Origin of the sequence: Paenibacillus sp. J53TS2, from assembly GCF_018403305.1 — a bacterium.
GTDB classification, from domain to species: domain Bacteria; phylum Bacillota; class Bacilli; order Paenibacillales; family Paenibacillaceae; genus Fontibacillus; species Fontibacillus rhizolycopersici.
Window position 1 is genome coordinate 25,766 of the sequence record NZ_BOSK01000014.1, and the last position, 26,190, is coordinate 51,955.

The following is a 26,190-nucleotide window of genomic DNA, read 5'->3' on the forward strand; positions in this document are numbered from 1 at the left end:
CGCTCGGGGGATGATAGACATGGCAGTGAATGCCAAAGGCGGGAAGTACTTTTACGCGTGGAGCAAAATTCTTCCCGACGGATCATTTTACCTTCCGGATCAAGCCCTGCATGAGTACCAGATTCGCCCGGATTCCAACATTATACTGATGACAGGTCGGAATACGGCCAAAGGCTTTAGCGTCGTTTGCAAAGAACTGATTGCAAACTCACCGCTTGCCACGATTTTCGCCAGCATTCCTCAGATTCAGCAATTCGCCATCCCGGAAGGGCAGGCCATTACCTTCAAAGAACGCTCGTTCTGCTGGGTTTATTTAAACAGCAAAGGGTATTTTACGCTGCCGCTAACGACGTGGCAAGAATTTGGACTCAAGCCCGGTGATCAACTGCTGAGTTTACGGGCTACCCATCTGGCATTTAACAACTTGTCGGAGGGGCCGTATATCGAGCAAGCCAAACAACTCCGCGATATTCATGTCTACGAATGAAACGAAGCGAACAGAGAACCAGCCAGTCGCCGATCCACAAATCGGCAGCTGGCTGGTTTATTTTTGTTAAGGCCTTAGTAACGATCTCCGCTTACGGAAGTAGGTGGCATCATCTCATCGATCTGGCGTAAATCTTCGGAAGAGAGTTCCACATCCAGCGAACCTATATTTTCCTCCAAATAAGATATCCGTTTCGTTCCAGGAATCGGCAAAGTTAACTTTAACGAATCGGAGGGGAGTATCCAGATGATGAACATTAAAGAAGTGACGCTCATGACAGGAATTACCGCTTCCACACTACGGTACTATGAAACTGAGGGATTGCTTCCCTTTGTTAAACGAGACGATAACGGAAAGCGTCTGTATGATCAGGAAGATTTAGAGTGGGTTCATTTTGTCACCGCGCTTCGATTAACCGGTATGCCCATTGTTCAAATCCAAAAGTATGTACGATTGTTTCACGAGGGTGATGAGACCATTGCGGAGCGTAAGAAAATGATGCTTGAACATAAAGGGGAGATCGAGAAGAAAATAAGCGAACTTTATCGAAACCTTGACAAGATCAATTATAAGTTAGCCCTATACGATGTTCTTGAAGCTCAAATCAACAACACCGATATAAAAATATAAATAAAACCTCCAAGTTTGCTCCCATTCCACTGAATAGGGCAGCATTTCCTGGAGGTTGTTCCCCGTTATCCTTTACTTTAATACTTCGCGATCAAACTCGTATAGGCTTCCTTCGGGCGCAGACCAATCAGCTTCTCTACAGGCTGGCCCTGATGGAAGAAAATCACGGTCGGCATGGACATCACGCTAAATTGTGCGGCCAGAGCCGGCAGCTCATCGCAATTGACCTTCAGTAGGTTAATGGCGCCGTCATAGCTTTCGTGCAGCTCATCCAATATAGGGGATAACACCTTACATGGTGGGCACCAGGGTGCGTCAAAGTCGACGAGGGTCAGACCCGGCGCTTGTAACGCCTGTACAAACTCATTTTCATGTTCAATCCGTTTCGTTGCCATTCTCATTCATCTCCATTTCGGGATTTTCGCTTAAAATATGGCGGATCCGCTCCTCCAGATTCACCTTGATTGCCTGCAGCAGCTCAATCTGTTCACTGACTTCCTTCAGCTTACTGCGGTAAACGGGCATAATCTGGCGGCAGAACGCCTCTTTGCTGGTCATGACGCAATGCAGGAAGCCAGCGATTTGCTCCGTCGTAAGCCCCAGGCTTAAATAGAACTGAATTGTCTTCACCTGTTCGGCGGAAAAGTTATGGTAATCACGGTATCCGTTAGCCAGCCGTTGCGAGGAGATCAAACCTTGCTCTTCGTAATAACGAAGCGAGCGGATGCTGACGCCGGTTGCCTTGGACAATTCACCGATTCTCATCGCCTACGAATCACCTGCCTTCTTGGATTCATTATAAACCCTAACATTAATGTGAGGGTCAACTGCTTTTGTAGAATGCAACTAAAAAACTTCAGCATTGAGTACGACGGCGGGTTCGCGGATCGTGTATAATGTAAGAAATTAGGCGCCTATAAGCGGGCGATAAAGGAGGATCACGCATGAAACCGGCTTTATTGATCATCGATATGCAGCAAGCCTTTTTGAACCATCCGCGAATCCAAAGCGAAGTTGCGGGAGCATGCGAGTACATTAATGCGGTCGCCGACATGTTCAGGGAGGCGGGGCGGCCGGTCGTTGTCGTCCAGGATAAGGATGGGGGCGAAGGGACTCCAGGGTACGAGGTGATTCCTGAGGTGAAGCTGGCTGAATCCGACCTGCGGATTTCTAAAGCATGGAACAACTCGTTTTGGAAAACCGATCTCGAGCAACTCCTCCGCGAACAGGGCACCGATTTCGTGGTGGTATGCGGTTTTGCCGCCGAACACTGCGTCACCTTTACGTTTAATGGGGCGGTGGAACGCGGATTTGGCGCAGCCATTTTGCAAAAAGGCATCCTCGGTGAGCATCCCGATTCGGTTGCGGCGGTCTATCGGGATCGCAGCTTGATCAGCTACTCCGTGATTCGAGCTATTTTGAAGCACTCCTAATTCATGACATTACATAATTAAAATTCATTCATTTGGAGGCGTTTATTTCATGAATGCACATGAAATCGATTATCGGATTATCGGCAATGAAATGCAGTGCGTGGAGGTTCACTTGGATCAAGGAGAAAGCGTGATCGCTGAAGCCGGGAGCTTTATGATGATGGATCCGGATATCCGAATGGAGACGATCTTTGGCGATGGCAGCAATCAAGGCGGCGGCGGACTCATGGGCAAACTGATGGGGGCGGGCAAACGGATGCTCACGGGTGAGGGTTTGTTTATGACCGTATTCACCAATGCCGGCTACAATCGTCAGGCCGTCACCTTCGCTTCCCCGTATCCCGGCAAAATCGTGCCGCTCGACCTGCAAATGCTTGGCGGCAAAATCATCTGCCAAAAAGACGCTTTCCTGTGTGCCGCTAAAGGGGTGTCGGTCGGGATCGAGTTCCAACGCAAACTCGGTACCGGCTTCTTCGGCGGAGAAGGCTTCATCATGCAGAAAATCGAAGGGGACGGTCTGGCTTTCGTGCATTCCGGTGGCTTGGTGATTGAAAGAGACTTGGCTCCCGGCGAAGTGCTGCGTCTGGACACCGGCTGTTTAGTGGCTATGACGTCTTCGGTCAACTATGACATCGAATTCGTGAAAGGCGTAAAGACGGCTCTGTTCGGCGGGGAAGGGCTCTTCTTCGCGACGCTGCGCGGCCCTGGCAAAGTATGGGTCCAATCGCTGCCGTTTAGCCGTTTGGCGGACCGCGTGTTGTCCGCATCCCGTTATTCGGGCCGCAAAGATGAAGGCAGCCTGTTAGGCGGTTTAGGCAACTTGCTGGACGGAAGATAGAAGTCGAGGTAGGATTCCCTCTTCCGCGGTGAGAAAGGCGGTTGACATTCCACTCCTCAAGTAACTAATATGGTTACAAGAAGATGGGAATGGGGGATAGGCTTATCATGACAATCAGTTCCAGATTTTCCGTGGCCATTCATATATTATCCCTACTTGAAATTAACAAGGACGGGATTAGCACTTCGGAGTATATCTCCGGCAGCGTAAATACGAACCCCGTTGTGATCCGCCGAATTATGGGCATGCTAAATAAAGCGGGCTTGGTTGAAGTGCGCACGGGGGTTGCCGGGTCGAAGCTGTCGCGGCCGCTAGATCAGATCACACTGCTTGACGTTTACCGCGCGGTGCATGTCGTGGAGGAAGATGGATTGTTTGCCGTACATGATCATCCCAACCCGGATTGTCCGGTCGGCAAGAATATTCAATCGACCATCGAGCCGATTTTCTCCCTGGCCCAAAAAGCGATGGAGAACACCTTGGCGGCCGTGACGTTGCAGGATGTGGTAAACGATATCTCGGCGAAAGCCCCTTCGGTTTAATCGCGGAGGCTGCAAACAAGCGGAAAGTGTAGAGCCCCCTAGAGCAGGGGGCTTTTTTGATGCAAAATTGACAAGATCACATCCTGTAACTATACTGATTACAACGATTCTTTTGTAACAACCGCAGTTACATTCAAGTGGATTATTGAAACGTTACGATCCGAAGGAGGAAATTGTTCATGGCTTATCCCTTGCCTATTCATCCCGCCGCACAAATCGGCGTTGTTCAACTAAAAGTCCGCGATCTCGATCGGTCTGTCGCATTTTACCAGGAGGTCATCGGCTTTCAGGTGCTGCACCAGAACGGCACGATCGCCGAATTAACCGCAGATGGCAAAACCCCTTTGCTCATTCTGGAAGCAGATCAACGCTATCGGGTGTTGCCCGAGCGGTCCGTATCCGGTTTATATCATTTTGCCATTTTAGTTCCGGACCAAGTGACGCTAGGACTTGCCTTGCGAAATCTCATCCGTCATCAAATCCCGGTTGGACAGGGCGATCATCTGGTCAGCGAGGCGTTATATTTAAACGATCCGGATCAAAACGGCATTGAGATTTACGCTGACCGTCCTCGTGATACCTGGCAAAAAAACGCTAGTGGCGAAGTGAAGATGACCACGGATCCTGTGGACGTGGAAAACTTGTTGAATCTGTCCGAGCAAGCCGAATGGAATGGATTGCCGGAAGGCACCCGTATGGGACACGTGCATTTCCACGTCGGCGATTTAACTCAAGCCGAACAGTTCTACTGTGGCATCCTCGGATTCGAGGTCACCGCCCATTATGGCGCGGCGGCGTTATTCGTCTCCGCTGGCGGCTACCATCACCATATCGGCCTGAACTTATGGGCCGGCAAAGGTGCGCCTCCAGCACCCGAGGATGCGGTCGGCATCCGCTACTTCACAACGGAGCTGCCGGATATTCCGGCACTGGAAGCCGTTGAGAGCCGGTTGGCTGAAGCGAAGGTGGCCTATAAGCGGGAGGGGAATGAACTCCGTTTAAGCGATCCGTTTGGCATCGGAATTAGACTTACCGTTGTTGCCTGAGTCGTAGAGGATCAACTCACGCGTTTTTGACTCTTCCTTTCGGCGTAGTCCTTCACCTATAATAGATTTACGTAAACTCTAGGAAAGGACCGGTCGTTATGAAATTGTTCCCTCAACTGGAAACGGAGCGTTTTGTACTGCGAAGGCTAACTTCGAAAGATGCCGCCGATTTGTTCCATTATCTCTCCAACGACGAAGTGACCAAATATTACGATCTGGATCGTTTCGTGGAGCTCCGGGAAGCCGAAGAGTTGATCCAAATGTGGAACAGCCGTTATTTGGAGAAGCAGGGCTTCCGTTGGGCAATCACGGTCAAAGCTGAAAGCGACCGGGTGATCGGCACCTGCGGATTTCATAACTGGTCGAAGAATCATTATAAAGCCGAGGTCGGCTATGAGCTCAACCCGGATTATTGGCGCCAAGGCGTTATGACCGAAGTACTGCAGGAAATTCTGCGTTTCGGGTTCGAGGATTTGGGGCTCAACCGGATTGAAGCCTTTATCGACCCGGACAATATTCGGTCCAGGTACTTGCTGGAGAAGACCGGCTTCCACGAGGAAGGTTATCTAAAGGAAACGTTTTTTGAGAAGAACCAGTTCGTTGACGCCATTCTATTTGCGCTACTGAAGAAGCAATACGAGGCCAAACGGAACCGGATATTTCGGTAAAAAAAGAGATTTGTTCCTGCTGATCGAACGGCGGAGCAAATCTCTTTTGTTTCTTGCGTTATCGACCGAGAAACTCGGTTTCATAGATTGTTCGTACCTGGTTCAGCACATGTTGGGCATGCTCCCGGAACTTCAGCTCTACAGGCTGATCCTTCATCAGAAAGACGCCGGTATGGCCTTGGTGCTTACCACGTGCGCCGGCATACAGCAAGCCAGCCCCGTGGGTCGGCGGGGAGAAGAAGAATTTCATGATCGGCTTTAACCAGATGGGGAGTCCCGAGCGTTTTCCCTTCCGCAGGGTATTGTTACCTCCCGGATCGACGCTGCGAATTTCGATGCCCTCAGCCGCAAGCTTGGGGGCGATGGATTTCGTCCATAAGGAGAGCGCCAGCTTGGATGTGGCGTAAGGACCTAATAGCTTGCGGAATGTTGTCGGTCGCGCTAGTTGGTCCGGATCAAAGGACTTGACCCTGCTTACCACAGCGGAAGAGGTATTGATTACGGTTTTTATCCGGCCGCTTTTTAGCAAATCCATCAATTCCATCGTGACGATATAGGGGACGACCGTCATTAACTCGTAGTGAAGCTCTCGTCCTTGCTTCGAATACTCCAATTCCGGAAAACTGCGGCCGGCATTGTTAAACAGCACGTCAATTCGCGCTTCGTTGGCTTTAATCAGCTCCAGCGCTTGCCGCAGGCTGTTAAAGTCGGACAAATCCGACGTCTTGTAGGTTCTTAGCTGCCCTTGGCGAGCGGCGGACTGGAGTCCCTGATCTTCCGCTGGCCAATCGGAACGGTTTAATCCGACGACTTGCCATCCTTCGTTCAGCAGCTTGCGGGTTAACTCGAGTCCGATCCCGGAGCTAGCCCCCGTTATGAAAGCGACATTTTCGTTATTGGTATGCACCATGATCATTCCTCCTGAAATCGTTTTGCAGACCCTATTGATGTCTTCTGGCCGATTCTAGATCTTGGAGTCGACTCCAAGTCAAGCTGTTTTTATGAACGAAAATGAAATTTGACTTGGAGCTGACTCCAAGTTGTATAATTCAGATTAGACACTTTGTTAGGAACAGGAGGATGAACCATGGCGATCGAATCGCTAGATAAACTCACCTTTACCATTAAGCAAGTCGCGGAGCTAACCGGGATAACCGAGGATACGATTCGATATTATGAGAAAATATCGCTCCTGCCTCGAGCCGAGCGAAAAGAGAATGGACACCGCGTTTATCGCAAGGAGGACCTGGATACGATCCGATTGGTGAATTGCCTCAAGAAAACCGGGATGCCGCTGGACGAAATGCGGCCCTTCCTGAAGGTGTCCATCGATGCTGATCCCGGAGAATATCCGGAGCTGGTCGAGCAGATGGTTCAACACCGGGCCAACATCGTTGAGCAAATCGCTTCACTGCAGCAGGTTGTCGATTTTATCGATTTGAAACTTGCGCAGGGCAAGTACCGTTCTTCGGACTGCGAGGTCGAGAGCGGCAATGGCAATCGCGCGGATGGCAAGAAAGACGCAACGCAATCGAAACCGTTGTCGACAGCCGAACTGCGTTATTTTTCCGCAGCACCGAGTGAAAGTGGTCATTGATGATTTGGTTTTCTTTTGCCATAATAAGCGGAGCAGATGACTCGTCCGAAGTCTTGGGGGAGTCTTTAAATTAAAGGGGGAACTTCGTTTGAAGGGGATTATCACCGTACTGGGCAAGGACAAAGTGGGCATTATCGCCAAGGTTTGCACCTATCTGGCCGATAATAACGTTAACATTCTCGATATTTCGCAAACGATCATTCAAGGCTATTTCAACATGATGATGATTGTCGATATTTCCGCGCCGGCCAAAGAATTCGAGAAGCTGGTCGAAGAGCTGCAGGAGCTGGGCCGTACCATTGGCGTGGAAATCAAGCTACAGCACGAGGATATTTTTAATACGATGCATCGGATCTAAGAAGAAGGGAGGGAATCGCATGATTTCACGCGTAGAAGTACAAGAAACCAACTCGATGATCCGTGAAATGAACCTCGACGTACGTACGATTACGATGGGGATCAGCCTGATGGACTGCGCTCATGAGGACATGAACGTATTTAACCGGAACATCTATGATAAAATCACTCGGTCGGCAGAGCATCTGGTCAAGACGGGGGAGGATTTAGAGAAGCAATTTGGCGTACCGATCGTCAACAAACGGATTTCGGTAACTCCCATTTCGATAGCTGCCGGGGGGCTGAAAACGGGTACGTTTGTGCCAGTGGCCGAGGCACTTGACCGAGCCGCCAAGGAAGTGGGCGTCAATTTTATCGGGGGGTTCTCGGCCCTTGTGCAGAAAGGCTTTACGAACGGCGATCGCGTACTGATCAACAGCATCCCTGAAGCACTGGCCGTCACGGACCGGGTCTGCTCCTCGGTGAACGTCGGCTCCTCGCGCAGCGGGATCAATATGGATGCCGTCAAACAGATGGGCGATATCATTATCCGTACGGCCGAGCGGACGGCGGATCGGGGTTCGATCGGCTGCGCCAAGCTGGTTGTATTCTGCAACGCGGTGGAGGACAACCCGTTTATGGCCGGGGCCTTCCACGGGGTTGGGGAGCAGGAATGCGTCATCAACGTGGGTGTCAGCGGACCTGGCGTAGTGAAGCGTGCGCTGGAGGAAGTGAAGGGCAAGGATTTCGAGACATTATGCGAAACCATCAAGCGGACGGCGTTTAAAGTGACCCGGGTAGGTCAGTTGGTTGCGCAAGAAGCCTCGAAGCGGCTGGGTGTGCCGTTTGGCATTATCGACTTGTCGCTTGCCCCAACGCCGGAGATCGGCGATTCGATCGCGGAGATCTTCCAGGTGATGGGCTTAGAGGAAGCGGGTGCACCGGGAACCACGGCCGCTCTGGCGATCTTGAACGACAACGTGAAAAAAGGCGGCGTCATGGCCTCCTCCTACGTCGGCGGCCTGAGCGGCGCCTTCATCCCGGTCAGCGAAGACCACGGGATGATCGAAGCGGTGCAGCGCGGCGCGCTGACGCTCGAGAAGCTGGAAGCGATGACGTGCGTCTGCTCCGTCGGGCTCGACATGATCGCGATTCCCGGCAGCACCCGTGCCGCGACAATATCCGGCATCATCGCCGACGAAGCGGCGATCGGCATGGTCAACAACAAGACGACCGCCGTCCGGATTATCCCGGTCATCGGTAAGGACGTCGGCGAAATCGTGGAATTCGGCGGCCTGTTGGGCTACGCGCCGATTATGCCGGTCAACGCCTTTAACTGCGCGCCGTTCATCGAGCGGGGCGGACGGATTCCGGCGCCGATTCATAGCTTTAAGAACTAGGCGGCGGGGGACGCAACCATGTATAAAACGATAGGATTGCTGGCGCATGTCGACGCCGGCAAAACGACCTTTGCCGAGGCTTTGCTGTACCATACGCAAACGATCCGCAATCGAGGCAGGGTCGACCACCGCGACGCTTTTCTCGACAGTCACGAAATTGAGAAAGCGCGTGGGATCACCGTTTTCGCTGATCAGGCCGAAATGAAATACGGCGAATCGACGTATTTTCTGTTGGACACGCCCGGTCACGTCGATTTCTCCGCAGAGATGGAAAGAGCGCTGCAGGTGCTCGATTACGCGATCATCATCGTCAGCGCGGTGGAAGGTGTCGAAGGACATACGGAGACGGTATGGGAGTTGCTTCGAACCTACGGGATTCCGACGTTTTTCTTTATCAACAAAATCGATCGCACCGGCGCTGATCCGGATCAGGTCTTGCAGGACATAGGCCGCGAGTTGAGTGGTGATGTGCTGGACGTATCCAGTTGGGCAGAAAGCGGGCGTATGGACGATACGCAAAAGGCTTGGCTAGCTGAGCGGGAAGAAGCACTGCTGGAGGCGTTTTTGGAAGGCTCCGGTACCGCGGAGACGTGGAACGTGCACCTGGCTCGGCTCTTTCAGAGCGGGCAAGTCTATCCTTGCTTGCGAGGTTCGGCGCTGCTTGATATCGGTATCGACGCTTTTCTCGGCGCGTTGGAACGGTTAACCCGAACCGCGTATGATCCGCAGCTTCCGTTTGCTGGTCGAGTCTACAAAATACGGCATGATGAGCAAGGAACTCGAATTACGTTTCTCAAAGCTCTGCAAGGAACATTGAAGGTCCGTGATGAACTTGCTCTTGGTCTAGAAGGAGACCGGCGAACGGAAAAAATCACCGGCATCCGCAAATACAACGGGCAGCGCTTCGTTCAGGCGGATTCCGTAACTGCCGGTGAATTGTTCGCGGTAACAGGATTAACCGAAGCTCATTCCGGTGAAGCCGTAGGCGTTTTGCATGATCCGATCCGACGTGAACTTGTGCCTACGCTACAATCCAAGGTGCTTTTTGAACCGCCTTTGCACTTAAAGGAAGTTCTTCGCGTTTTCCATCTGTTGGATGCGGAGGATCCTACCTTGGGGACCCGATGGGATGAAGCGTTGCAGGAGTTACATATCCATGTCATGGGTAAGATTCAGCTAGAAATTTTGGAGCAGGTGCTGCTGGAGCGTTTTCGGATGAAAATCGCGTTTGGGCCGCCGGAGATTTTGTATAAGGAAACGATAACCGCTCCGGTTGTGGGCTGCGGACATTTCGAGCCTTTAGGGCATTATGCGGAGGTTCATTTGCGGCTGGAACCGGGAGAACGGGGAAGTGGCGTAACCTTCGTTAACGCCTGTCATGCGGATGATTTAACCGTTGGTTATCAGAACCTGATCGGCCAGCATGTGCTGGAGCAGGAGCATCGCGGCTTGTTAACCGGTTCTCCTCTGACGGATGTGCGCGTGACGTTACGAACCGGACGGTCGCATAACAAACACACCAGCGGCGGGGATTTCCGCGAGGCCACCTACCGTGCACTGCGACAAGCGCTGGAGCAGGCGGAGAATGCGCTTCTGGAACCGGTATATCAGTTTAAAATCAAGGTAGGATTGGATCAACTCGGCAAGGTATTGACCGATATCCAGCAGGCTCACGGCCGATTCGATCCGCCAGAGACGGGTGCCGAGACGGCGATCATTACTGGCGTTGTTCCGGTAGCCACTTTTATGGATTATGGGGTAGAGCTTGCATCCATGTCGCACGGGAAAGGATCCATCATGCTGAAATCTGGCGGATATGAGCCATGTCATCAGACGGATAAAGTGATCGCCCGAAAGAATTACAACAAGGACGCTGATCCGGCGTACACCTCGTCTTCGATTTTTTGCGCGAAAGGACAAGCTTATTCCGTTTCCTGGGAAGAGGCTCCGAATAAAATGCATGCCTCAGTGGAACGTTAAAATACATCAGCCCCCGAAGCAAAATGTTGACAATCCACCGCCACGTGCATATAATAACCAATAATTCCATATGCCAAATGTGTTGATTAGAAATAGTAAAGATGACTTGACCTTTCAGAGAGCCGTTGGTTGGTGCGAAGCGGCAGTGTCCGTCATGTTGAACTCGTCTATGAACAGCTGCCTGAAATGTAGGGCTAGCCGGGATTCCGCCGTTACAAGGATAGATGGTGTTAGCCATCGAAGGAGATCATTTCATCACATGAAATGAATTAGAGTGGTACCGCGAGTTAAACCTCGTCTCTATAGCAGAGACGGGGTTTTTGTGTTGATTAAATTCCGGGTTTAATCAACCTCGCTTGACATAGATGCAAAGAAAGGTGACTTTAAACCACAATCACAAATCAAGGAGGAACGCACAGATGGACCGTTACCGCAACATTATCGTATTGGATACAACGTTACGCGATGGGGAGCAAGTTCCCGGCGCCAAATTGAATGTACGGCAAAAGCTGGAGTTTGCCCAGCAACTGAAGCGCCTCCGTGTAGATATTATCGAAGCGGGCTTTCCTGCCTCTTCGCAAGGAGACTTTGAGTCGGTGCAGCAAATCGCCCGAGGTGTAGGGGATAGCGTGGGAATTACGGCTTTGGCTCGAGCCGTGAAAGCCGACATCGACGCGGTATACGAGAGCATCCGTGAGGCGCAGCACCCGTTGATCCATATCGTTCTCGGCGCTTCCAACGTACATGTGGAGAAGAAATTCAACCGCTCGCAGGATGCCGTTCTGCAGATGGGCGTCGATGCCGTGAAATATGCAAAGACGCTGCTGCCCGATGTTCAATACTCCACGGAAGACGCATCTCGTGCGGACTTCGAATACTTATGGAAGACGATTGAGGCTGTCGTCAAGGCCGGAGCGACGATGATTAACGTCCCCGACACCGTTGGCTATGCGGAGCCGGAGGAATTCGGCCACCTTATCCGACGCATCCATGAGCGGTTGAAGAACTTAGACGAGCGGGTCATTCTTAGCGTGCATTGCCACAACGATCTGGGCTTGGCTACTGCGAATACGTTAAGCGCCATCAAGAATGGAGCAGAGAAAATCGAGTGTACCATCAATGGACTTGGCGAACGGGCCGGCAATGCTTCGCTTGAGGAGGCGGTGATGGCGTTAAAGGTACGCGAGGCGCTGTACGGCTGCCGCACGAATATCGATGCGAAGGAGCTGACTCGCACGTCGCGGCTGCTCACCCATTTGACGGGACTTGACGTGCAAGTAAACAAAGCGATTACCGGTGACAACGCATTTGCCCATTCCTCCGGCATCCATCAAGACGGTTTGCTGAAGGATAAACAGGTATACGAAATCATGTCCCCCGAGGATGTGGGGGCTGAAAGCATGGAGTTAATACTGACGGCCCGCTCCGGTCGCCATGCCGTCAAGCATGCGGTGGAGAAGCTGGGCTTCGATTCCTCCGATGCCGTGGGGTTCGAACGGCTGTTCCAGCAATTCTTGACATTGGCTGATGCGAAAAAAGAAGTCTACGACCACGATCTCTACTATCTGCTGAGCGAACAGCAAGTGCAGAACGAATCCAGCCATTCGCTGTTCGAACTGGTTTCATTCCAGGTCATTACCAATGAGATATGCCCGACCGCCACCGCCGTCTTGAAGATCAACGGGCAAGAACGAAAGGGCAGCGCCATCGGAGACGGTCCGATCGATGCGTTATACAGCGTGATCAAGTCGTTAACCGGCATCGACGCCAAGTTGACTTCCTATAAGATTAACAGCATCTCTCACGGCAAAGAAGCCATCGGCCGCGTGAATATTCAGCTTGAAGCGGGAGGAAGAACCTACACGGGACGTGCCATGGATACCGATATCATCAAAGCGAGCGGTCAGGCGTTCCTGGCAGGGATCAACGCGATGATCTTGGCTGGCACCCATGATATTGACATAACATATATTATGTAAACTAGAGAGGTTCGGAAATTAAAAAGGCAGGCGGGATGATCGAAATCATCTCTCCTGCCTGTCCTTTATTGCTCATTAAGCTGAGATAAAGCAACTTCTTTCTCATTCTCCGGTTGTCCGAGCGGAAAGATCCGCGCGGTTTCGTTCTTCTCGTCGACATGTTGAATGTAAATCGGTACACCGTCACAAGTCACGTCTACCATGGAAGGAGAAGCGACGATCTCTTTGGCCCGTTGGCTGTTCATAGTTAACCTCCTGAATTCATTCGATGTCATCCTGCTGATCATAAAGTACCCGGGCTCCACGGTTCTTATTCTTTAGACGGCTCAAACGCAAGGAAATGTAAATTTTAATCGCTTTTTGTGTTGGAGCGATTTACATTCAAATCTCTACTACTTATATTTAATAGAGTAGTATATCAAAATGTGGTAGAGGAGGAATGGATTGATGATTTGGGGAAATAAAGCTTTCGGTAAACTGCTGGTCATGAGTACCCTTGTTGCCGGACTTGCTTCCGGAGCCGTTCAATTCCCTGTGAACGCTGCTGATGCTGTGGGTTCGGGGGCGAAGGATTATCCGTTGCGCGTCTTACATACGAATGACACGCATGCGCACCTGGATAATATCGCCCGCAGGGTGACGGCTGTAAACGCAGCCAGGAACGATCACACATTGCTACTTGATGCGGGGGATGTTTTTTCCGGTACGTTGTATTTCAATCAGTTCAGCGGTTTAGCCGATTTATTCTTCATGAACGAGATGAAGTATGATGCCATGACGTTTGGCAACCATGAATTCGATAAAGGTCCTGGTACCTTGGCCGAGTTCATCAAGCAAGCTAAATTTCCGTTCGTCAGCGCCAACCTGGACTTTAGCGCGGATGCTAACCTCAGTCATACCGGGGTAGGAAAACCCGGAGAGCAAGGACAGATCTACCCGGCCGTGATTAAAGAAATCGCTGGCGAGAAAGTGGGGATCATCGGCTTAACCACACCTGAGACCTCCGTGTTGTCTTCTCCGGGTCCTGGCATTAAGTTCGCCGACGAAGTCCAAAGCACACAGAAGCAAGTCGATGCCTTGGAAGCGGAAGGCGTCAACAAGATCATTGTGTTGTCTCATCTCGGTTACACCGTTGACCAGGATCTGGCCGAGGCCGTCGACGGTATCGATATCATTGTAGGCGGACACTCTCATACCAAACTGACGGCGCCAGAGGTGCACCATGCGGACCAAGAGCCGACGCTGATCGTGCAAACGGGCGAATATAATCAAAATTTAGGCCAGTTGGATGCCACCTTTGATGCAACCGGGAAGCTGACCGCTTGGAAAGGCGAGTTGATCGCGCTGGACGCGAAAGACGATACAGGTAATTTCTTGATCAAAGGCGATGTCGCCGCGGAAGCTAAGCTAAAAGAATATGCCGCTCCCCTGGAAGAACTGAAGAAGACCGTCATTGGAGAATCAGACGTGAACCTGGACGGCGAGCGCGGCAGCGTTCGCAAACAAGAAACCAATCTGGGGAACCTGATCGCCGATGGCATGCGTTCGAAGGTCATGAGCATCGTAAAGGAAACCGGAATTAAAGGTTACGTTACGATTCAAAATGGCGGCGGTATCCGCGCCTCATTGAAGTCCGGAGATATCACTTTGGGCGATTTGCTGACAACGATGCCGTTTGGCAACAATTTGACGGCACTGAAGATGACCGGGGCAGAAATTCGCGCTGCGCTGGAAAACGGCGTCAGCGGCGTCGAAAATGGCGAAGGACGTTTCCCGCAAGTTTCGGGCCTGCGCTTCTATTACGATTCGACAAAACCAGGCGAAGTGATCGACGACGTTACCGGCGAGAAAACGCAAACCGGTCAACGCATCGTTCAAGTTCAAATCCAGAATGAAGATGGCACTTATACCGATATCGATCCTAAAGCGTATTACATTGTGGCAACGAATTCGTTTATGGCGGGGGGCGGAGATTTCTACGCTTCCATGAAGCAAGCGAAAGACGACGGTCGATTCTACGAACTGAATCTGGTGGACTATGAAGTGTTCCGTGAACACCTCGATAAAGTAGGTACCGTGAAGGCCACCCTTCAAGGTCGGATTACAGACCTGAATGGGGCCGCGCTTCCGGCGGAAGCCGGTGGAGCAACACCGGTGGACCAAGGATCGACTCCGGAGAAGGGGGCGTCCGGATTCAAGGATATTTCCTCTGACCTTCATGCTGCATTGATCGAAGAAGCGGCTGCAGCTGGAATCGTCCAGGGGTATGGCGACGGAACGTTCCGTCCCGCTGCCGAAGTGACTCGCGCTGAATTTGTGGTCATGGTTAGCCGGGCCTTCAAGGTGCCTGCAGCATCTACTGCAACCGGTTTTACCGATGAAGGCGATGTTCCAACTTGGGCTTTACCGGCAGTCAAAGCACTGAAGGGAGCAGGGGCTCTAGAGGGGCTCGGCGGTAAAACGTTCCTCCCGAAAAGTTCGCTAACGGTTAGTGAGGCTGCCACGGTCATCGCTAAAGCGTCGGGCAAAGAAGTCAACCTGGCGGACTTATCCGGCGAATCCAAAGTTACGCGCAGCGATCTGGTATTGCTGATAACGACCGCTCTTAAATAAGTTGAATAACACACCGCTTCGTCTATTTCTTAGAGGGGCGGTGTGTTTTCGATTTTCGGGAAACGACATGAACCTGAACCCGATGGAGAATAGCCAGTGCCTTCTTGTATGGGTCAAGAGGGTCAGTTACTTAGACTTGGATCCGTTAGATCCCTGATCGTATTCATTTGACAATTCTTCTAGGGACTTGATGGGACCATGCGGATGTTGAGCTTGTTTTCGGCTCTTCATTGCATTTTCTTTGCTTTTTGTGGATCGGGTCATTGTGGGATAACTCACTCCTTTCGTCAAAGATGGGAAGCATTTGCCCTCCATTTCGATAGGTTGTTTCGTGCGAGGGGCAAATATACAAAGTTGGATGATCAATGGCATGCTAGTTCGAATAAGGTAATGGGGAAGTGAAGTTGCGCATAAGGACTAAGAATAGGAAGGAGTGATCACCTGTGCTGCAAAAGTATACTATACTGATGAAATTCGCGTTGTTCGTCATTATTCTGTCGCTCACGGCATGTTCGGGAGGGGCAACTGAACCTTCTGCTGACTCTGATCATTCACCTCCAGTGAAAGAAGAGGTCCCGGCTCCTACACCGGGGAACGAAACGGATAACCATCCTGAGGAACCTCATTTGACACGCCCCGAGGTCGAAAGTTTCGAATTGTTGACAGGGGAGGGAAATCAGACGCTGGAGGCGAAATTGCACCAAGGCGAAGGTTTTAGCTTATATGTATTTGATAATTTCGCCTTTGACGCTGACGAAGGACGTCTGTACCTAAATAGCAACTCCAAATACGAGGTGAAAATCAAACCTCTATCCGCCAATTATGATCTAGAGCAGCTTCAAGTTGAGGGGAGAAAGGAATTAGAGGCACTCGGGAAGGTATCCGATTTTAGTGGAGAACTGGTCGAACATCCTTTGGGTTCAGCCGAAATTTATCTTCAAGCCTCAGGCGCAGACGGCATTAGCGATTATATCGTGTGGAAATCAGAAACCGGTGACGGTTTTCTGTTCCGCCTTCACAATCCAAAAGGCGAAGAGGCGTCGAATTTTGCCGGGCCGGTTCTAGTGTCGTTATCTACGGTTCAAGGCGATTCGTAAATCATTTGTGCTCCACTACAGGATTGGCGAATAGTACAAACAGAAACGGGAGAAACCATTGGATGGCTTCTCCCGTTTCTGTTACTCTGTTCTCCATTTTATTGACAACCGTGAGATCCGAGGAATATACTACATATGAACAAGTGCTCATATATGGTTTTGGATGAAGGGATGAGACTAGAATATGGAGACCGGTAGTCCTGCGGTTAAACGAAGATTGGTGCTGGAAGGCCTGGATTGTGCGAATTGTGCTTTAAAAATCGAGAACGGCGTCCAGAAGATTGACGGGGTTTCGGCTTGTTCGGTGAATTTTGCAAACCAAACGTTGACCCTGGAGATGTCGTCGGACCGTTCGGATGACATTCTCGAGCAGACGAAGATGAAAATTCGTACACTCGAACATGGAATAAAAGTGTTGGATTACGAAGCAGCCTCCAAACCTAATCACGCTCATCATCAGGATCACAGCCATGATCACAGTACCGAAGCGGCAGAAGACGGACATGGACATACCCATGACCATGCCGCGGAGAGTATCAAAGTCATGGTTGCCCGACTGATTGCGGGTCTTGCCATTGGCGCGGCGGCGTTCGCCTTATCTCTGAGCGAGGAGCTTGAATGGATCCTGTTTCTGGTCGCCTATCTGATCGTGGGCGGGGATATCGTTTTCAAGGCGCTGAAGAATATCGTAAGAGGCCAAGTGTTCGACGAATACTTCCTTATGTCGATCGCGACGGTTGGCGCTTTTATGATCGGAGAGTACCCCGAGGGCGTAGCCGTCATGCTTTTTTACCAGGTTGGCGAACTGTTCCAAAGCATTGCCGTTAACCGTTCGCGGAAATCGATCGGTGCGTTGATGGACATAAGACCGGATTTTGCCAACTTGAAGTCAGGTGACGAGATTCGACGGGTGAGTCCGGAGGAAGTGCGGATCGGCGACTTCATCGTCGTGCGGCCCGGTGAAAAGGTGCCTCTAGACGGTAAAGTCATTGAGGGGCTTTCGGCCATGGATACTTCAGCGTTAACTGGTGAGTCCTTACCGCGCGAGGTAGCAGCCGGCGATGACGTGCTGAGCGGATTTATGAATAAGAACGGAGTTCTGACGATTGAAGTCACGAAGGAATTTGGGGAGTCTACAGTTGCCAAAATCCTCGATCTTGTAGAGAACGCAAGCAGCAAAAAAGCCCCGACGGAAAACTTCATTACAAAGTTTGCACGTTATTATACCCCGTTTGTCGTCATTGTTGCCGTATTGCTGGCCATTCTGCCGCCGCTGCTCTTCAGCGGCGAAACTTTCGCAGATTGGGTGTACCGGGCACTGGTGTTCCTGGTCATTTCCTGTCCTTGCGCCTTGGTGGTTTCCATCCCGCTGGGCTTCTTCGGGGGCATCGGCGCTTCCTCCAAAAACGGCGTGCTGGTCAAAGGTAGCAATTACCTGGAAGCGTTAAATGACGTCAAATACGTCGTGTTTGATAAAACGGGAACACTGACCAAAGGCGCATTTAAAGTTAACGGGATCTATCCGCAGAACGGTTGGACCGAGCAAGAGCTCTTGCGCCATGCTGCTTTTGCCGAAATGCACTCCACCCACCCGATTGCCCAGTCCATCAGGGAAGCTTACGGTCAGGAATTGAATGAAGAATGGGTAGCGAGTTATAACGAAATATCAGGACACGGCATTCAGGTTAGGTTCGAAGGCAGGGAGGTACTGGCCGGGAACGCGAAGCTTATGAATCAGGAAAATATTAAATTCACCGCACCTTCCGAGCTGGGAACCATCGTGCATGTGGCGATCGACAAACAATATGCCGGTTACCTGGTGATTGCCGACGAGGTGAAAGCGGACTCGGCGCAAGCGATTCGTTTACTGAAAAATCTCGGCATAAAGAAGATCGTCATGCTGACGGGCGATATCAAGGCAGTGGGCGAGGCAGTCGGTAAAAAGTTGGGCGTGGACGAGGTCCGGTCCGAACTGCTGCCGCAGCATAAGGTCGAAGAACTGGAGAAGATCGACCGTCAAAAGTCGAGCAAAGAGAAAATCGCATTCGTCGGCGACGGGATCAACGACACCCCGGTGTTAGCCAGAGCCGATGTTGGCGTGGCCATGGGCGGTCTCGGGTCCGATGCAGCCATTGAAGCCGCGGATATCGTCATCATGACCGACGAACCTTCCAAGCTGGCTTCCGCGATCAAGATTGCAAAGAGGACCCGGCGGATTGTATGGCAAAACATCATTTTTGCCATGCTGGTTAAAGCGGTTTTCCTGCTTCTGGGCGCGTTCGGAGTTGCCACGATGTGGGAAGCGGTATTCTCGGATGTGGGCGTGACGCTGCTCGCTGTATTGAACGCGATGCGCGTATTGAAGATCAAACCGAATTGAATGGAAATGAACACAAGGACTGTCCCACACGGGGCAGTCCTTGTTATTTGCGGCACACTTTATCCATGGTTCGTGTGCTGGAGGGTTTGTAGAAAAATCTGCTCGATATGCCCGTCGTCGAGTGAATAATAGACGGTTTTCCCAACCTTACGCCGTTTAACGATTCGGAGATTACGCAAATATCGCAGTTGGTGAGAAACGGCGGATTGACCCATTTTGAGGAGTACTGTCAGGTCATGTACGCATAGCTCATGTTTTAACAGGGCGCTGATGATTTTGACACGCGTCGGATCACTGAAGGCCTTAAACCAGTCCGCAAATTGAACGGCTGCTTGGTCATCGATCAGCTCTTCCTTGATTACGTCCAAATCCGCAGTTGTGCCCACGCAGTTCGTTTCGCATTCTTCCACCGTATTTATAGGCTGTGTCATTCATGATCACCCTTCTATTAGGCGTTTGCATCATTATATCAAAAAGGATGGGCTAAACGAAATTATTACAATTAAGCGGCTATTGTCATCACAATAACATATAAGGATATAACGAACAAGACAGCAAATCAGGATGCCACATGTGTGACATTCCGGAACTGATCTGAATGGAAATCAATTCAATTGATCTGATATTGACAAGGGACTCCCAAGTCTTTATTATACCTATAGGGGTATAGGTAGGTGATCTTTCCGAAGAAGATGCATTCCAGGCTAATGGCAGTCATGACCCTAGTAGAGAGGCCGTGGAACTGCTTGTTAAAAGTAGATAGTAGATAAATTGAAACAGAAGAAGATATCAGGAGGCTGGAATATAAAATGGCATTTAAAGCAACAACTCCAAACGAAGTGGCAGAGCGTCTTAACAAAGGGGAAACCTTGTCTTTACTCGATGTCCGTGAACAGGACGAATGGATGGAAGGTCATGTAGCCGGAGCTAAACACATTCCTCTGGGTGAACTGGATTTAAGACTCAACGAACTCGACCCGAACCATGAAATGATCGTCATTTGCCGCAGCGGAAATCGCAGCGGAATGGCGTGTGAGTTTCTAAGTGAAAGAGGATTTCATGTTGTTAACATGACGGGTGGGTTAAACGCGTGGACCAGCAATCTGGTTCGAGATTAATGGCAGGCAGGTGAAGAACAAGTGAATTATCTATTTTATGCAATCCTATTCCTATTCGTTCTCTGGATGCTCTATAGACAGTTTGCCCCCGTAAAGGGATTGCGAACTTTATCTGCCGAGCAGTTCCAAAGCGAATCCAAAGGCAAGAAAGTGATAGACGTTCGGGAGATTCATGAATATAACCGCGGGCATATTAAAGGAGCAATCAATATTCCTTTAAGTCAGCTCCAGCAGCGAATGGGTGAGATTACTAAAGATCAAGCGGTTTATGTTTATTGTCAGAGCGGAATGCGGAGCAAACAAGCCGCCAAGTTGCTCGGACGTCATGGAATCAAGGAAGTCGCGGATCTTCGCGGCGGAATCATGTCATGGAGCGGACCCACCCAAAAATAATGATTCAACAGAGTAGTTAGTCAACCAGAACTAAGGTAGATAAGAGAGAACGAAAGGGAGTCCTTTCGTTCTGTTTTTTTATCATTTCTTAACCTAGGAACGAGAAGATGACCGTAAAAGCGAGGAAGGGTTAGAGGAGCTTTAGATTGTGTAGAAGTTGAAGTCGTTGGTAGCGATGCAGCGGAAGAGGGTACGATGACTTGCGAAATATATATCAATCTGATATATTAACATCAGATATATATCATTTTGATATATAGATGTTTGGTGAAAGGAGCGAAATCCATTGAAAATTCAAGGAGTCATTCTCGGTATTTTAAACTCAGGTCCTCATTCAGGGTACGAAATCAAACGCCAATTCGAAGAACGTTTCTCATTCTTTTTCAATGCCAGTTATGGCTCGATCTACCCAACCTTGAGTAAACTTGAGAAGGATAAGTTGATCACCAAAATAACCGTGAGACAAGATGGAAAACCGAATAAACATGTTTATACAATATCTGAATCCGGAATCGACCTCTTTAACGAGTACTTAAACGCACCCATGGAACTGGATATGTTTCTTTCAGACTTTTTAACTCATTTATATTTTGGGGATATGGCCAGCCAAGAATCAATGGAGACTTTACTTCGCCAGGGCTTGAAGGGAATTCAAGAACTACGTGATAAGTTAAATGAACAATACAAGCATTTTGAAAATTCACCGTTAACATTCCAGAAATCGTGTATAGAGTTAGGATTAACTCATTATGATTCGTTTATAAAAAAAATAGACAGCATGCTGACCGCTGTTGAACGGAAGGAATAATTGCCTGAATCCTTAAAAAAGCGATTAAAGGAGAGAACAAACATGAGCGAACAATTTTTCAAACTTGGATTCTCGAATTTAGATAAAGAATTGAGCGCCGTTCCACTAAAAACAAAAGGTCAAATTCCTACTTGGTTAAATGGTACATTGTTCCGCAATGGCCCTGCCAAATTTACTGCAAATGATAACTCAAGTTGGCATACGCATTGGTTTGACGGACTTGCCATGCTGCATAAATTTTCATTTTATGAGGGGAATGTTTTATACTCTAACCGCTATTTGCGTTCGAATGCTTATTATTCGACATTAGAAAATGGACAATTTAATATCGGATTTGGTTCCAAGGGAGGGACCAAAATCAAGAACGCCAATAATACGAATATTAATGTGACTATTCTTGATGACCGATTTGTTGCTCTAGCAGAAAGTCCCGCGATCATAGAGTTTAACCCGGTAAATTTAGAAACCGTAGAGGTTTTCAATTTTGACGACAGCCTAGGCGGTCAATTGACGACGGCACACCCTCATTACGACCTTCAAACGAAACGCTATATCAATTTCACAACCGAATTTGGACAAGCACATCAATATCATTTATATTCAGTGGCTGCACATCGTCGCAAAAGAGAGCTGATCGCATCGGTTCCAACAGACCGACCGGCTTACATGCACAGCTTCGCAAACACGGAAAACTACGCTATCATCACAGAATTCCCGCTTGTGATTGATCCTCGCGACATGGGGAATGAACACAAAGCTTTGATCGAAAACTTCACCTGGAAGCCGGATCAAGGAACATTATTCCGAGTTGTACGCAAGTCGGATGGGGTGATTTTAAAATCGTTCGAGGCCGAAGCTTTCTTCTCGTTTCATCATGTGAACGCATTCGAAATCAATGGCGGTTTAATATTAGATATTTGCGCACTAGAAGACGATAGAACAGTCAATCATTTACAAGTCAGCAATTTGAAGGGGGAAACAGGTGAACCTATATTCGTTCAATTGAGAAGATATACGGTAAAGTTCAATTCTCAGAATGTTTCCTACGAAGTGTTGTCTCCAGAGTCCATTGATCTTCCGACAATCCATTATTCCCGGTACAGTGGGCGATCTTACCGTTACATGTATGGGATTAGCACCAACAGACATCATTACGAAAATTACCCGAATCAATTAGTTAAAGCGGATGTACAAAAGGGGACAACAACGATTTGGCGACAAGACGGTTGCTATCCAGGTGAAGCGCTATTCGTCCAAAGACCGAATGCAACTAATGAAGATGATGGTGTTATCTTGTCGGTTATTATGGACGGTCACAATTCACACTCTTTTTTGCTCGTTTTAGACGCGCAAACTTTTGAAGAGCTTGGAAGAGCGGACGTAGTTAACCATATTCCTTTTGGTTTTCATGGTATGTTTACTGGAGAGCAATATATGTAAGTGAAAAAAGTGCAGTCTTCAAGAATGAAGAACACCGCAAAACCCGAAGCAGCAGCAAAAATGTATAAGAATAGCCTTATCAACTAAATCAATATTACAATAATCGATCAAAATATGAGATGAAACAAAAAGGCCGAAGTTCAGGCTTTTTTTGTTTGGAATATATAATATATGAGGTATGGTTTTTCAATTCATACTCAGATTTAATATTACGTAAATTAATAATTTGACGAAATTATATATATGGATTATTCTAGAATCAGGAGGTGCGTGTTCAAATGGATAAAATTACGAAATCGCATTATATGAGCCGCATCGATGAGAAATTAACGGATTTACCCTGGTATGTTGCTGAATACATAGACACACGCAAACGCAAGCTCTCGCACACTACGCTATTAAATTACTGCCACGATTATATTATCTTTTTTGATTGGCTCGTGGCTGAACGTTTTGCCGCTTCCAGCCGCAAAGAAGTTGAATTGTCTGTCCTTGAGAAACTGACTGTTCGTGAAATCGAAAGTTTTTTGACGTTCCTGGAATATCAACTAAGCAACTCGAAGTTGACGATCAACCGGAAGCTGTCTGCGCTTAAGTCGTTATTCGATTATTTGCAAAACAAAGCCGAAACCGTTGAGCTCAAGCCTTATCTCGAACGTAATGTGATGGCCAAGATAGAATTTAATGCCATGAAAGAAACCCAGGAAACGATCGCTAATCGGATTGAAGGCAAAATCCTGCGGGCGGACGATTTTGAACTATTCCGGCAGTTTGTGGCTTACGATTTCGGGGCGCAAAACCGCGACAACAAGCGGCTATATCAGTTTCACGAATTTAATCGCGAGCGTGATACGGCGATAGTTTCATTGATTCTTGGATCCGGATTACGTTTATCGGAAGTCGCCGGCATCAACCTGGAAGATCTCGACATGAACAAAGGTTTGGTACGGGTCATCCGCAAAGGCAACAAAGAACAATACGTGTATTTTAGCGAACAAGCAAAAGCGGATTTGGATAATTATATCAAAGTTCGCGAAGCTCGGTATAAACCGGAGAAGTCAGAAACGTACTTGTTTTTGGCAGCGCCAATCGGACGCAAAGGCAAAAACCGGCGGTTAACGCCTAGATCAATCGAGAAACTAATCGAGAAATACGCAACGGCTTACGGTAAACCGGCCTTAACGGTTCACTCGCTACGGCATTCCTTCGCAACGCGTTATCATCAGGAGAACAATGACGTGCCGCGTCTGAGGAATCAATTGGGCCATTCGTCCATTCAGACGACGATGATCTACACGCACTTAACCGATGAGGAAATGCGCAAAGCAGTTAATAACATGGACAAGTAGAACAGAAGCAACAGACCGCCGGAAGCAACCAAAAGTGGTTCCAGCGGTCTTTCAGCATCGACTTTTTCACAAAACCCGTATTTTGTACATATGTAATCAAACCGATTTTCAGCCCTAGTTGTTCTTGAATTACTTGTCTAACGACACAAATGTCCAGACATAAATGACACAATTGTCGGGACATTCTCCCCATAACCCTCTGCTTGCTCCGCTGCTAATTAAAGAACAAATAAGCGTTTCATATCGAGGAACTTGCCGACCATGTTGAGAAGCAGTAACTCTACCCACGTTGGGCATGGATTTATCCCATTCCATTACTCCATTGATTCGCGGCCTGTTAAGAGATAATATTCTTGCCATCCGACAAGTTTAGTGTCAAACACCATATAGCTCAATTTTTGCTTAGTTTTTTATAAGTTCCCTTTCTGTTCCCTTTCTTGCAGTAAAAAAGCAATTAATCTGCGTTTCGCACTGCCCACACAACCCTCAGTATCCTTCTATTACGCATAATATCTTTAAATCCTCTCCAAATATGTTTATGGTCACGGTCAAGTATTAGTAAATTTGCTCATACTTGACCCATAACCGGCCTCAAGGTCCTTACTGAATTAAGCTTCTGTAAAATCGAACGTTTTTACTACTTCGTACATGCCTGGGTCAAATGTTGCGATTGTCAAAGCTTCTTTAAAAAATGGCAACGGTCTTGGATCGTTACGCATCGCTTCGTAATGCTCCAAGCTTTTCCATTGCGCGTACATCGTGACTTTCGTGCCGTCAATGCTTTTGTGTAATGCACAAGAAATAAATCCAGGCGCAGAGTTAACGGAACCTTCTGTTGCCGCAGTCAACAGCTCGATAACACGCTGTTGGTTTTCTGGCTCTACTTTGAATACATTAATGAAAGTCAGAATTGATTCATTTGCATTAATTTGTGTCATGTTTATTTCCCTCCTACATCACAAAGATAATATAGGTTGATCCTTTAAGGATTGAAATATGCATGAACAACATTCGTCCAAGAGTCTGTGGCCAACTAACAAAAGAGACCACTGTACACAAATATGTACAGTGGTCTCTTTTAAATGAGGATTGCTTTCCATGATGCCTCGATTATTTGTTGAATTTGCAGTTCGTTTAATGGGTATTTATTTACAAAGTATCCTTTCAAAATCGAAGAAATGATACCGTGGATCAGCTGATGGCAAAGATGTGAATCCATTTCTTTGATTATGCCCTGTCTTTGACCATCGACGATCAAATCCTGAATGATTTTACTGGAATGATAATCATCATCCTGATTGCGCAGTTTAGGTGATATATAAGGAGAAAAGGAATAACTGTCGATAAATAAAAAATTCTTTGGAAAATGCATACCGAATTTCAATCGATTCATTTGAAGACACTTAAATCGTTCGTAAAGGCTTGCATTAGGATCATAACCTTGAATAAGAAATTCACCCATTTTTAAACGTGAATCTCTGTATACCTCATTTACTAAGTCTTCTTTGTTTGTGAAATAGTTATAGATCGTGCCCGATCCGACGTTCGCACGTTTGAATAATTTAGAAAAAGTTACAGACTGCAGCCCCTCTTCGTGAATCAAGTCGAGTGTGGCCGTCATAATATCTTGCTTTTTGCTCATATCCCCACCTCTTAAACTTTATTGTAAACTCATTTCCTCGATTTCGTACAGTGTCGATTCGCGATTTCGGATCATTTTTCGTAAATAAGAAGCAAATTCGCGGTTAATATCCCCATTTTCAAATAACTTCTGTACTGCATCACGTTCGGCTTGCACTGCAATCCAGTGAAGCTCCCTTCTGTGTTGAACATAATTTTTGTCTTTTCGTTGTGCACCTATGGCAAATTTGCGTAACTCTTCTAAAAGAGTCCTATAATAATCCAATACGGTTTCTGTCGCGTCATCGCTTTTTCGCTTACACTGCACTGAAAGCTCGCTGACAACTGCTTGGGAACATTGAATTTTCAGACCCCATATCTCGGGATTTTCGCTGAGATACCAATATTAAGATGACGATATCCAAAGCCGAGTCCC

Annotated in this window: 28 protein-coding genes and 1 other annotated feature; of the genes, 20 read left to right on the forward strand and 8 right to left on the reverse strand. The window is 48.5% G+C overall.

Annotated features, from left to right (window positions below):
* Positions 1–19 precede the first annotated feature (19 nt).
* Entirely contained in the window at positions 20–487 is a 468-nt protein-coding gene (locus KJS42_RS21055) for a hypothetical protein (RefSeq protein WP_193416222.1), read from the forward strand.
* A gap of 246 nt (positions 488–733) precedes the next feature.
* Positions 734–1,117: a MerR family transcriptional regulator gene (locus tag KJS42_RS21065; protein ID WP_155605939.1), complete on the forward strand. Its 384-nt coding sequence runs from the start codon at positions 734–736 to the stop codon at positions 1,115–1,117.
* Positions 1,118–1,194: 77 nt separating this feature from the next.
* Here the strand turns inward: KJS42_RS21065 and KJS42_RS21070 are convergent, their stop codons facing one another.
* Together KJS42_RS21070 and KJS42_RS21075 are read right to left on the reverse strand one after the other, a co-directional pair.
* Positions 1,195–1,512 carry a thioredoxin family protein gene (locus KJS42_RS21070; protein ID WP_213624036.1) on the reverse strand — a complete coding sequence of 106 codons (318 nt, stop codon included), beginning with the start codon at positions 1,510–1,512 and terminating at the stop codon, positions 1,195–1,197.
* Positions 1,493–1,882, reverse strand: coding sequence for a MerR family transcriptional regulator (locus tag KJS42_RS21075; protein WP_213624037.1), 390 nt, complete (start codon positions 1,880–1,882; stop codon positions 1,493–1,495). Before KJS42_RS21075 ends, KJS42_RS21070 begins: the two co-directional genes overlap by 20 nt.
* Before the next feature lie 179 nt (positions 1,883–2,061).
* Between KJS42_RS21075 and KJS42_RS21080 the strand changes: the two genes are divergently transcribed.
* The 5 genes from KJS42_RS21080 (at position 2,062) to KJS42_RS21100 (ending at position 5,644) form a co-directional block, all read left to right on the forward strand.
* Positions 2,062–2,550, forward strand: coding sequence for an isochorismatase family protein (locus tag KJS42_RS21080; protein ID WP_213624038.1), 489 nt, complete (start codon positions 2,062–2,064; stop codon positions 2,548–2,550).
* A gap of 49 nt (positions 2,551–2,599) precedes the next feature.
* Positions 2,600–3,388, forward strand: coding sequence for a TIGR00266 family protein (locus KJS42_RS21085; RefSeq protein WP_155605943.1), 789 nt, complete (start codon positions 2,600–2,602; stop codon positions 3,386–3,388).
* 107 nt (positions 3,389–3,495) lie between these two features.
* Positions 3,496–3,930 (forward strand): Rrf2 family transcriptional regulator, encoded by a 435-nt coding sequence (locus KJS42_RS21090; protein ID WP_193416226.1) that lies wholly within the window; start codon positions 3,496–3,498, stop codon positions 3,928–3,930.
* 179 nt (positions 3,931–4,109) lie between these two features.
* Positions 4,110–4,976 (forward strand): VOC family protein, encoded by an 867-nt coding sequence (locus tag KJS42_RS21095; RefSeq protein ID WP_193416227.1) that lies wholly within the window; start codon positions 4,110–4,112, stop codon positions 4,974–4,976.
* A 98-nt stretch (positions 4,977–5,074) separates the two neighbouring features.
* On the forward strand, positions 5,075–5,644 hold the full coding sequence (locus KJS42_RS21100; protein WP_155605946.1) for a GNAT family N-acetyltransferase: 570 nt from the start codon (positions 5,075–5,077) through the stop codon (positions 5,642–5,644).
* Positions 5,645–5,702: 58 nt separating this feature from the next.
* Here the strand turns inward: KJS42_RS21100 and KJS42_RS21105 are convergent, their stop codons facing one another.
* Entirely contained in the window at positions 5,703–6,554 is an 852-nt protein-coding gene (locus KJS42_RS21105) for an SDR family NAD(P)-dependent oxidoreductase (RefSeq protein ID WP_213624039.1), read from the reverse strand.
* A 177-nt stretch (positions 6,555–6,731) separates the two neighbouring features.
* On the opposite strand from KJS42_RS21105, the gene KJS42_RS21110 reads away from it, so the two are divergent.
* The 5 genes from KJS42_RS21110 (at position 6,732) to KJS42_RS21130 (ending at position 12,936) form a co-directional block, all read left to right on the forward strand.
* Positions 6,732–7,241: a MerR family transcriptional regulator gene (locus KJS42_RS21110; RefSeq protein ID WP_213624040.1), complete on the forward strand. Its 510-nt coding sequence runs from the start codon at positions 6,732–6,734 to the stop codon at positions 7,239–7,241.
* Positions 7,242–7,329: 88 nt separating this feature from the next.
* Positions 7,330–7,599: an ACT domain-containing protein gene (locus tag KJS42_RS21115; protein ID WP_155605949.1), complete on the forward strand. Its 270-nt coding sequence runs from the start codon at positions 7,330–7,332 to the stop codon at positions 7,597–7,599.
* Positions 7,600–7,618: 19 nt separating this feature from the next.
* Positions 7,619–8,977 (forward strand): PFL family protein, encoded by a 1,359-nt coding sequence (locus KJS42_RS21120; RefSeq protein ID WP_213624041.1) that lies wholly within the window; start codon positions 7,619–7,621, stop codon positions 8,975–8,977.
* An 18-nt stretch (positions 8,978–8,995) separates the two neighbouring features.
* Positions 8,996–10,957, forward strand: a complete 1,962-nt coding sequence (locus KJS42_RS21125) for an elongation factor G (RefSeq protein WP_213624042.1) — start codon at positions 8,996–8,998, stop codon at positions 10,955–10,957.
* A 73-nt stretch (positions 10,958–11,030) separates the two neighbouring features.
* Positions 11,031–11,262, forward strand: a binding site (T-box leader).
* Positions 11,263–11,376: 114 nt separating this feature from the next.
* Positions 11,377–12,936 carry a 2-isopropylmalate synthase gene (locus tag KJS42_RS21130; protein ID WP_213624043.1) on the forward strand — a complete coding sequence of 520 codons (1,560 nt, stop codon included), beginning with the start codon at positions 11,377–11,379 and terminating at the stop codon, positions 12,934–12,936.
* A 65-nt stretch (positions 12,937–13,001) separates the two neighbouring features.
* Here the strand turns inward: KJS42_RS21130 and KJS42_RS21135 are convergent, their stop codons facing one another.
* The gene (locus tag KJS42_RS21135) at positions 13,002–13,181 is read right to left on the reverse strand and encodes a small acid-soluble spore protein H (RefSeq protein WP_068785695.1); all 180 of its coding nucleotides are present in this window, start codon (positions 13,179–13,181) and stop codon (positions 13,002–13,004) included.
* A 202-nt stretch (positions 13,182–13,383) separates the two neighbouring features.
* On the opposite strand from KJS42_RS21135, the gene KJS42_RS21140 reads away from it, so the two are divergent.
* Complete coding sequence (locus tag KJS42_RS21140) at positions 13,384–15,549, forward strand: 5'-nucleotidase C-terminal domain-containing protein (protein ID WP_213624044.1); 2,166 nt, start codon at positions 13,384–13,386, stop codon at positions 15,547–15,549.
* 126 nt (positions 15,550–15,675) lie between these two features.
* Here KJS42_RS21140 and KJS42_RS23255 read toward each other — a convergent pair whose 3' ends face one another.
* Positions 15,676–15,813 carry a DUF6254 family protein gene (locus KJS42_RS23255; RefSeq protein WP_239483829.1) on the reverse strand — a complete coding sequence of 46 codons (138 nt, stop codon included), beginning with the start codon at positions 15,811–15,813 and terminating at the stop codon, positions 15,676–15,678.
* A 179-nt stretch (positions 15,814–15,992) separates the two neighbouring features.
* On the opposite strand from KJS42_RS23255, the gene KJS42_RS21145 reads away from it, so the two are divergent.
* A complete protein-coding gene (locus KJS42_RS21145; protein WP_213624045.1) occupies positions 15,993–16,646 on the forward strand; it encodes a hypothetical protein in 654 nt (217 codons plus the stop codon).
* A gap of 184 nt (positions 16,647–16,830) precedes the next feature.
* A complete protein-coding gene (locus KJS42_RS21150; RefSeq protein WP_213624046.1) occupies positions 16,831–19,026 on the forward strand; it encodes a heavy metal translocating P-type ATPase in 2,196 nt (731 codons plus the stop codon).
* 59 nt (positions 19,027–19,085) lie between these two features.
* On the opposite strand, the gene KJS42_RS21155 is transcribed toward KJS42_RS21150, so the two are convergent.
* Positions 19,086–19,457 carry an ArsR/SmtB family transcription factor gene (locus tag KJS42_RS21155; RefSeq protein ID WP_193416235.1) on the reverse strand — a complete coding sequence of 124 codons (372 nt, stop codon included), beginning with the start codon at positions 19,455–19,457 and terminating at the stop codon, positions 19,086–19,088.
* Between the two features lie 378 nt (positions 19,458–19,835).
* Between KJS42_RS21155 and KJS42_RS21160 the strand changes: the two genes are divergently transcribed.
* From KJS42_RS21160 to xerS, 5 genes are all read left to right on the forward strand, one after another.
* On the forward strand, positions 19,836–20,144 hold the full coding sequence (locus KJS42_RS21160) for a rhodanese-like domain-containing protein (RefSeq protein ID WP_213624047.1): 309 nt from the start codon (positions 19,836–19,838) through the stop codon (positions 20,142–20,144).
* A 21-nt stretch (positions 20,145–20,165) separates the two neighbouring features.
* Positions 20,166–20,537: a rhodanese-like domain-containing protein gene (locus KJS42_RS21165; RefSeq protein ID WP_306433144.1), complete on the forward strand. Its 372-nt coding sequence runs from the start codon at positions 20,166–20,168 to the stop codon at positions 20,535–20,537.
* Between the two features lie 286 nt (positions 20,538–20,823).
* A complete protein-coding gene (locus KJS42_RS21170; RefSeq protein ID WP_213624048.1) occupies positions 20,824–21,345 on the forward strand; it encodes a PadR family transcriptional regulator in 522 nt (173 codons plus the stop codon).
* A gap of 42 nt (positions 21,346–21,387) precedes the next feature.
* Positions 21,388–22,785 carry a carotenoid oxygenase family protein gene (locus KJS42_RS21175; RefSeq protein ID WP_213624049.1) on the forward strand — a complete coding sequence of 466 codons (1,398 nt, stop codon included), beginning with the start codon at positions 21,388–21,390 and terminating at the stop codon, positions 22,783–22,785.
* Between the two features lie 278 nt (positions 22,786–23,063).
* The gene (xerS, locus tag KJS42_RS21180; RefSeq protein ID WP_193416248.1) at positions 23,064–24,134 is read left to right on the forward strand and encodes a tyrosine recombinase XerS; all 1,071 of its coding nucleotides are present in this window, start codon (positions 23,064–23,066) and stop codon (positions 24,132–24,134) included.
* 608 nt (positions 24,135–24,742) lie between these two features.
* On the opposite strand, the gene KJS42_RS21185 is transcribed toward xerS, so the two are convergent.
* Entirely contained in the window at positions 24,743–25,072 is a 330-nt protein-coding gene (locus tag KJS42_RS21185) for an antibiotic biosynthesis monooxygenase family protein (RefSeq protein ID WP_204801148.1), read from the reverse strand.
* Between the two features lie 140 nt (positions 25,073–25,212).
* Positions 25,213–25,776 carry a TetR/AcrR family transcriptional regulator gene (locus KJS42_RS21190; RefSeq protein WP_213624050.1) on the reverse strand — a complete coding sequence of 188 codons (564 nt, stop codon included), beginning with the start codon at positions 25,774–25,776 and terminating at the stop codon, positions 25,213–25,215.
* Positions 25,777–26,190: the final 414 nt, after the last annotated feature.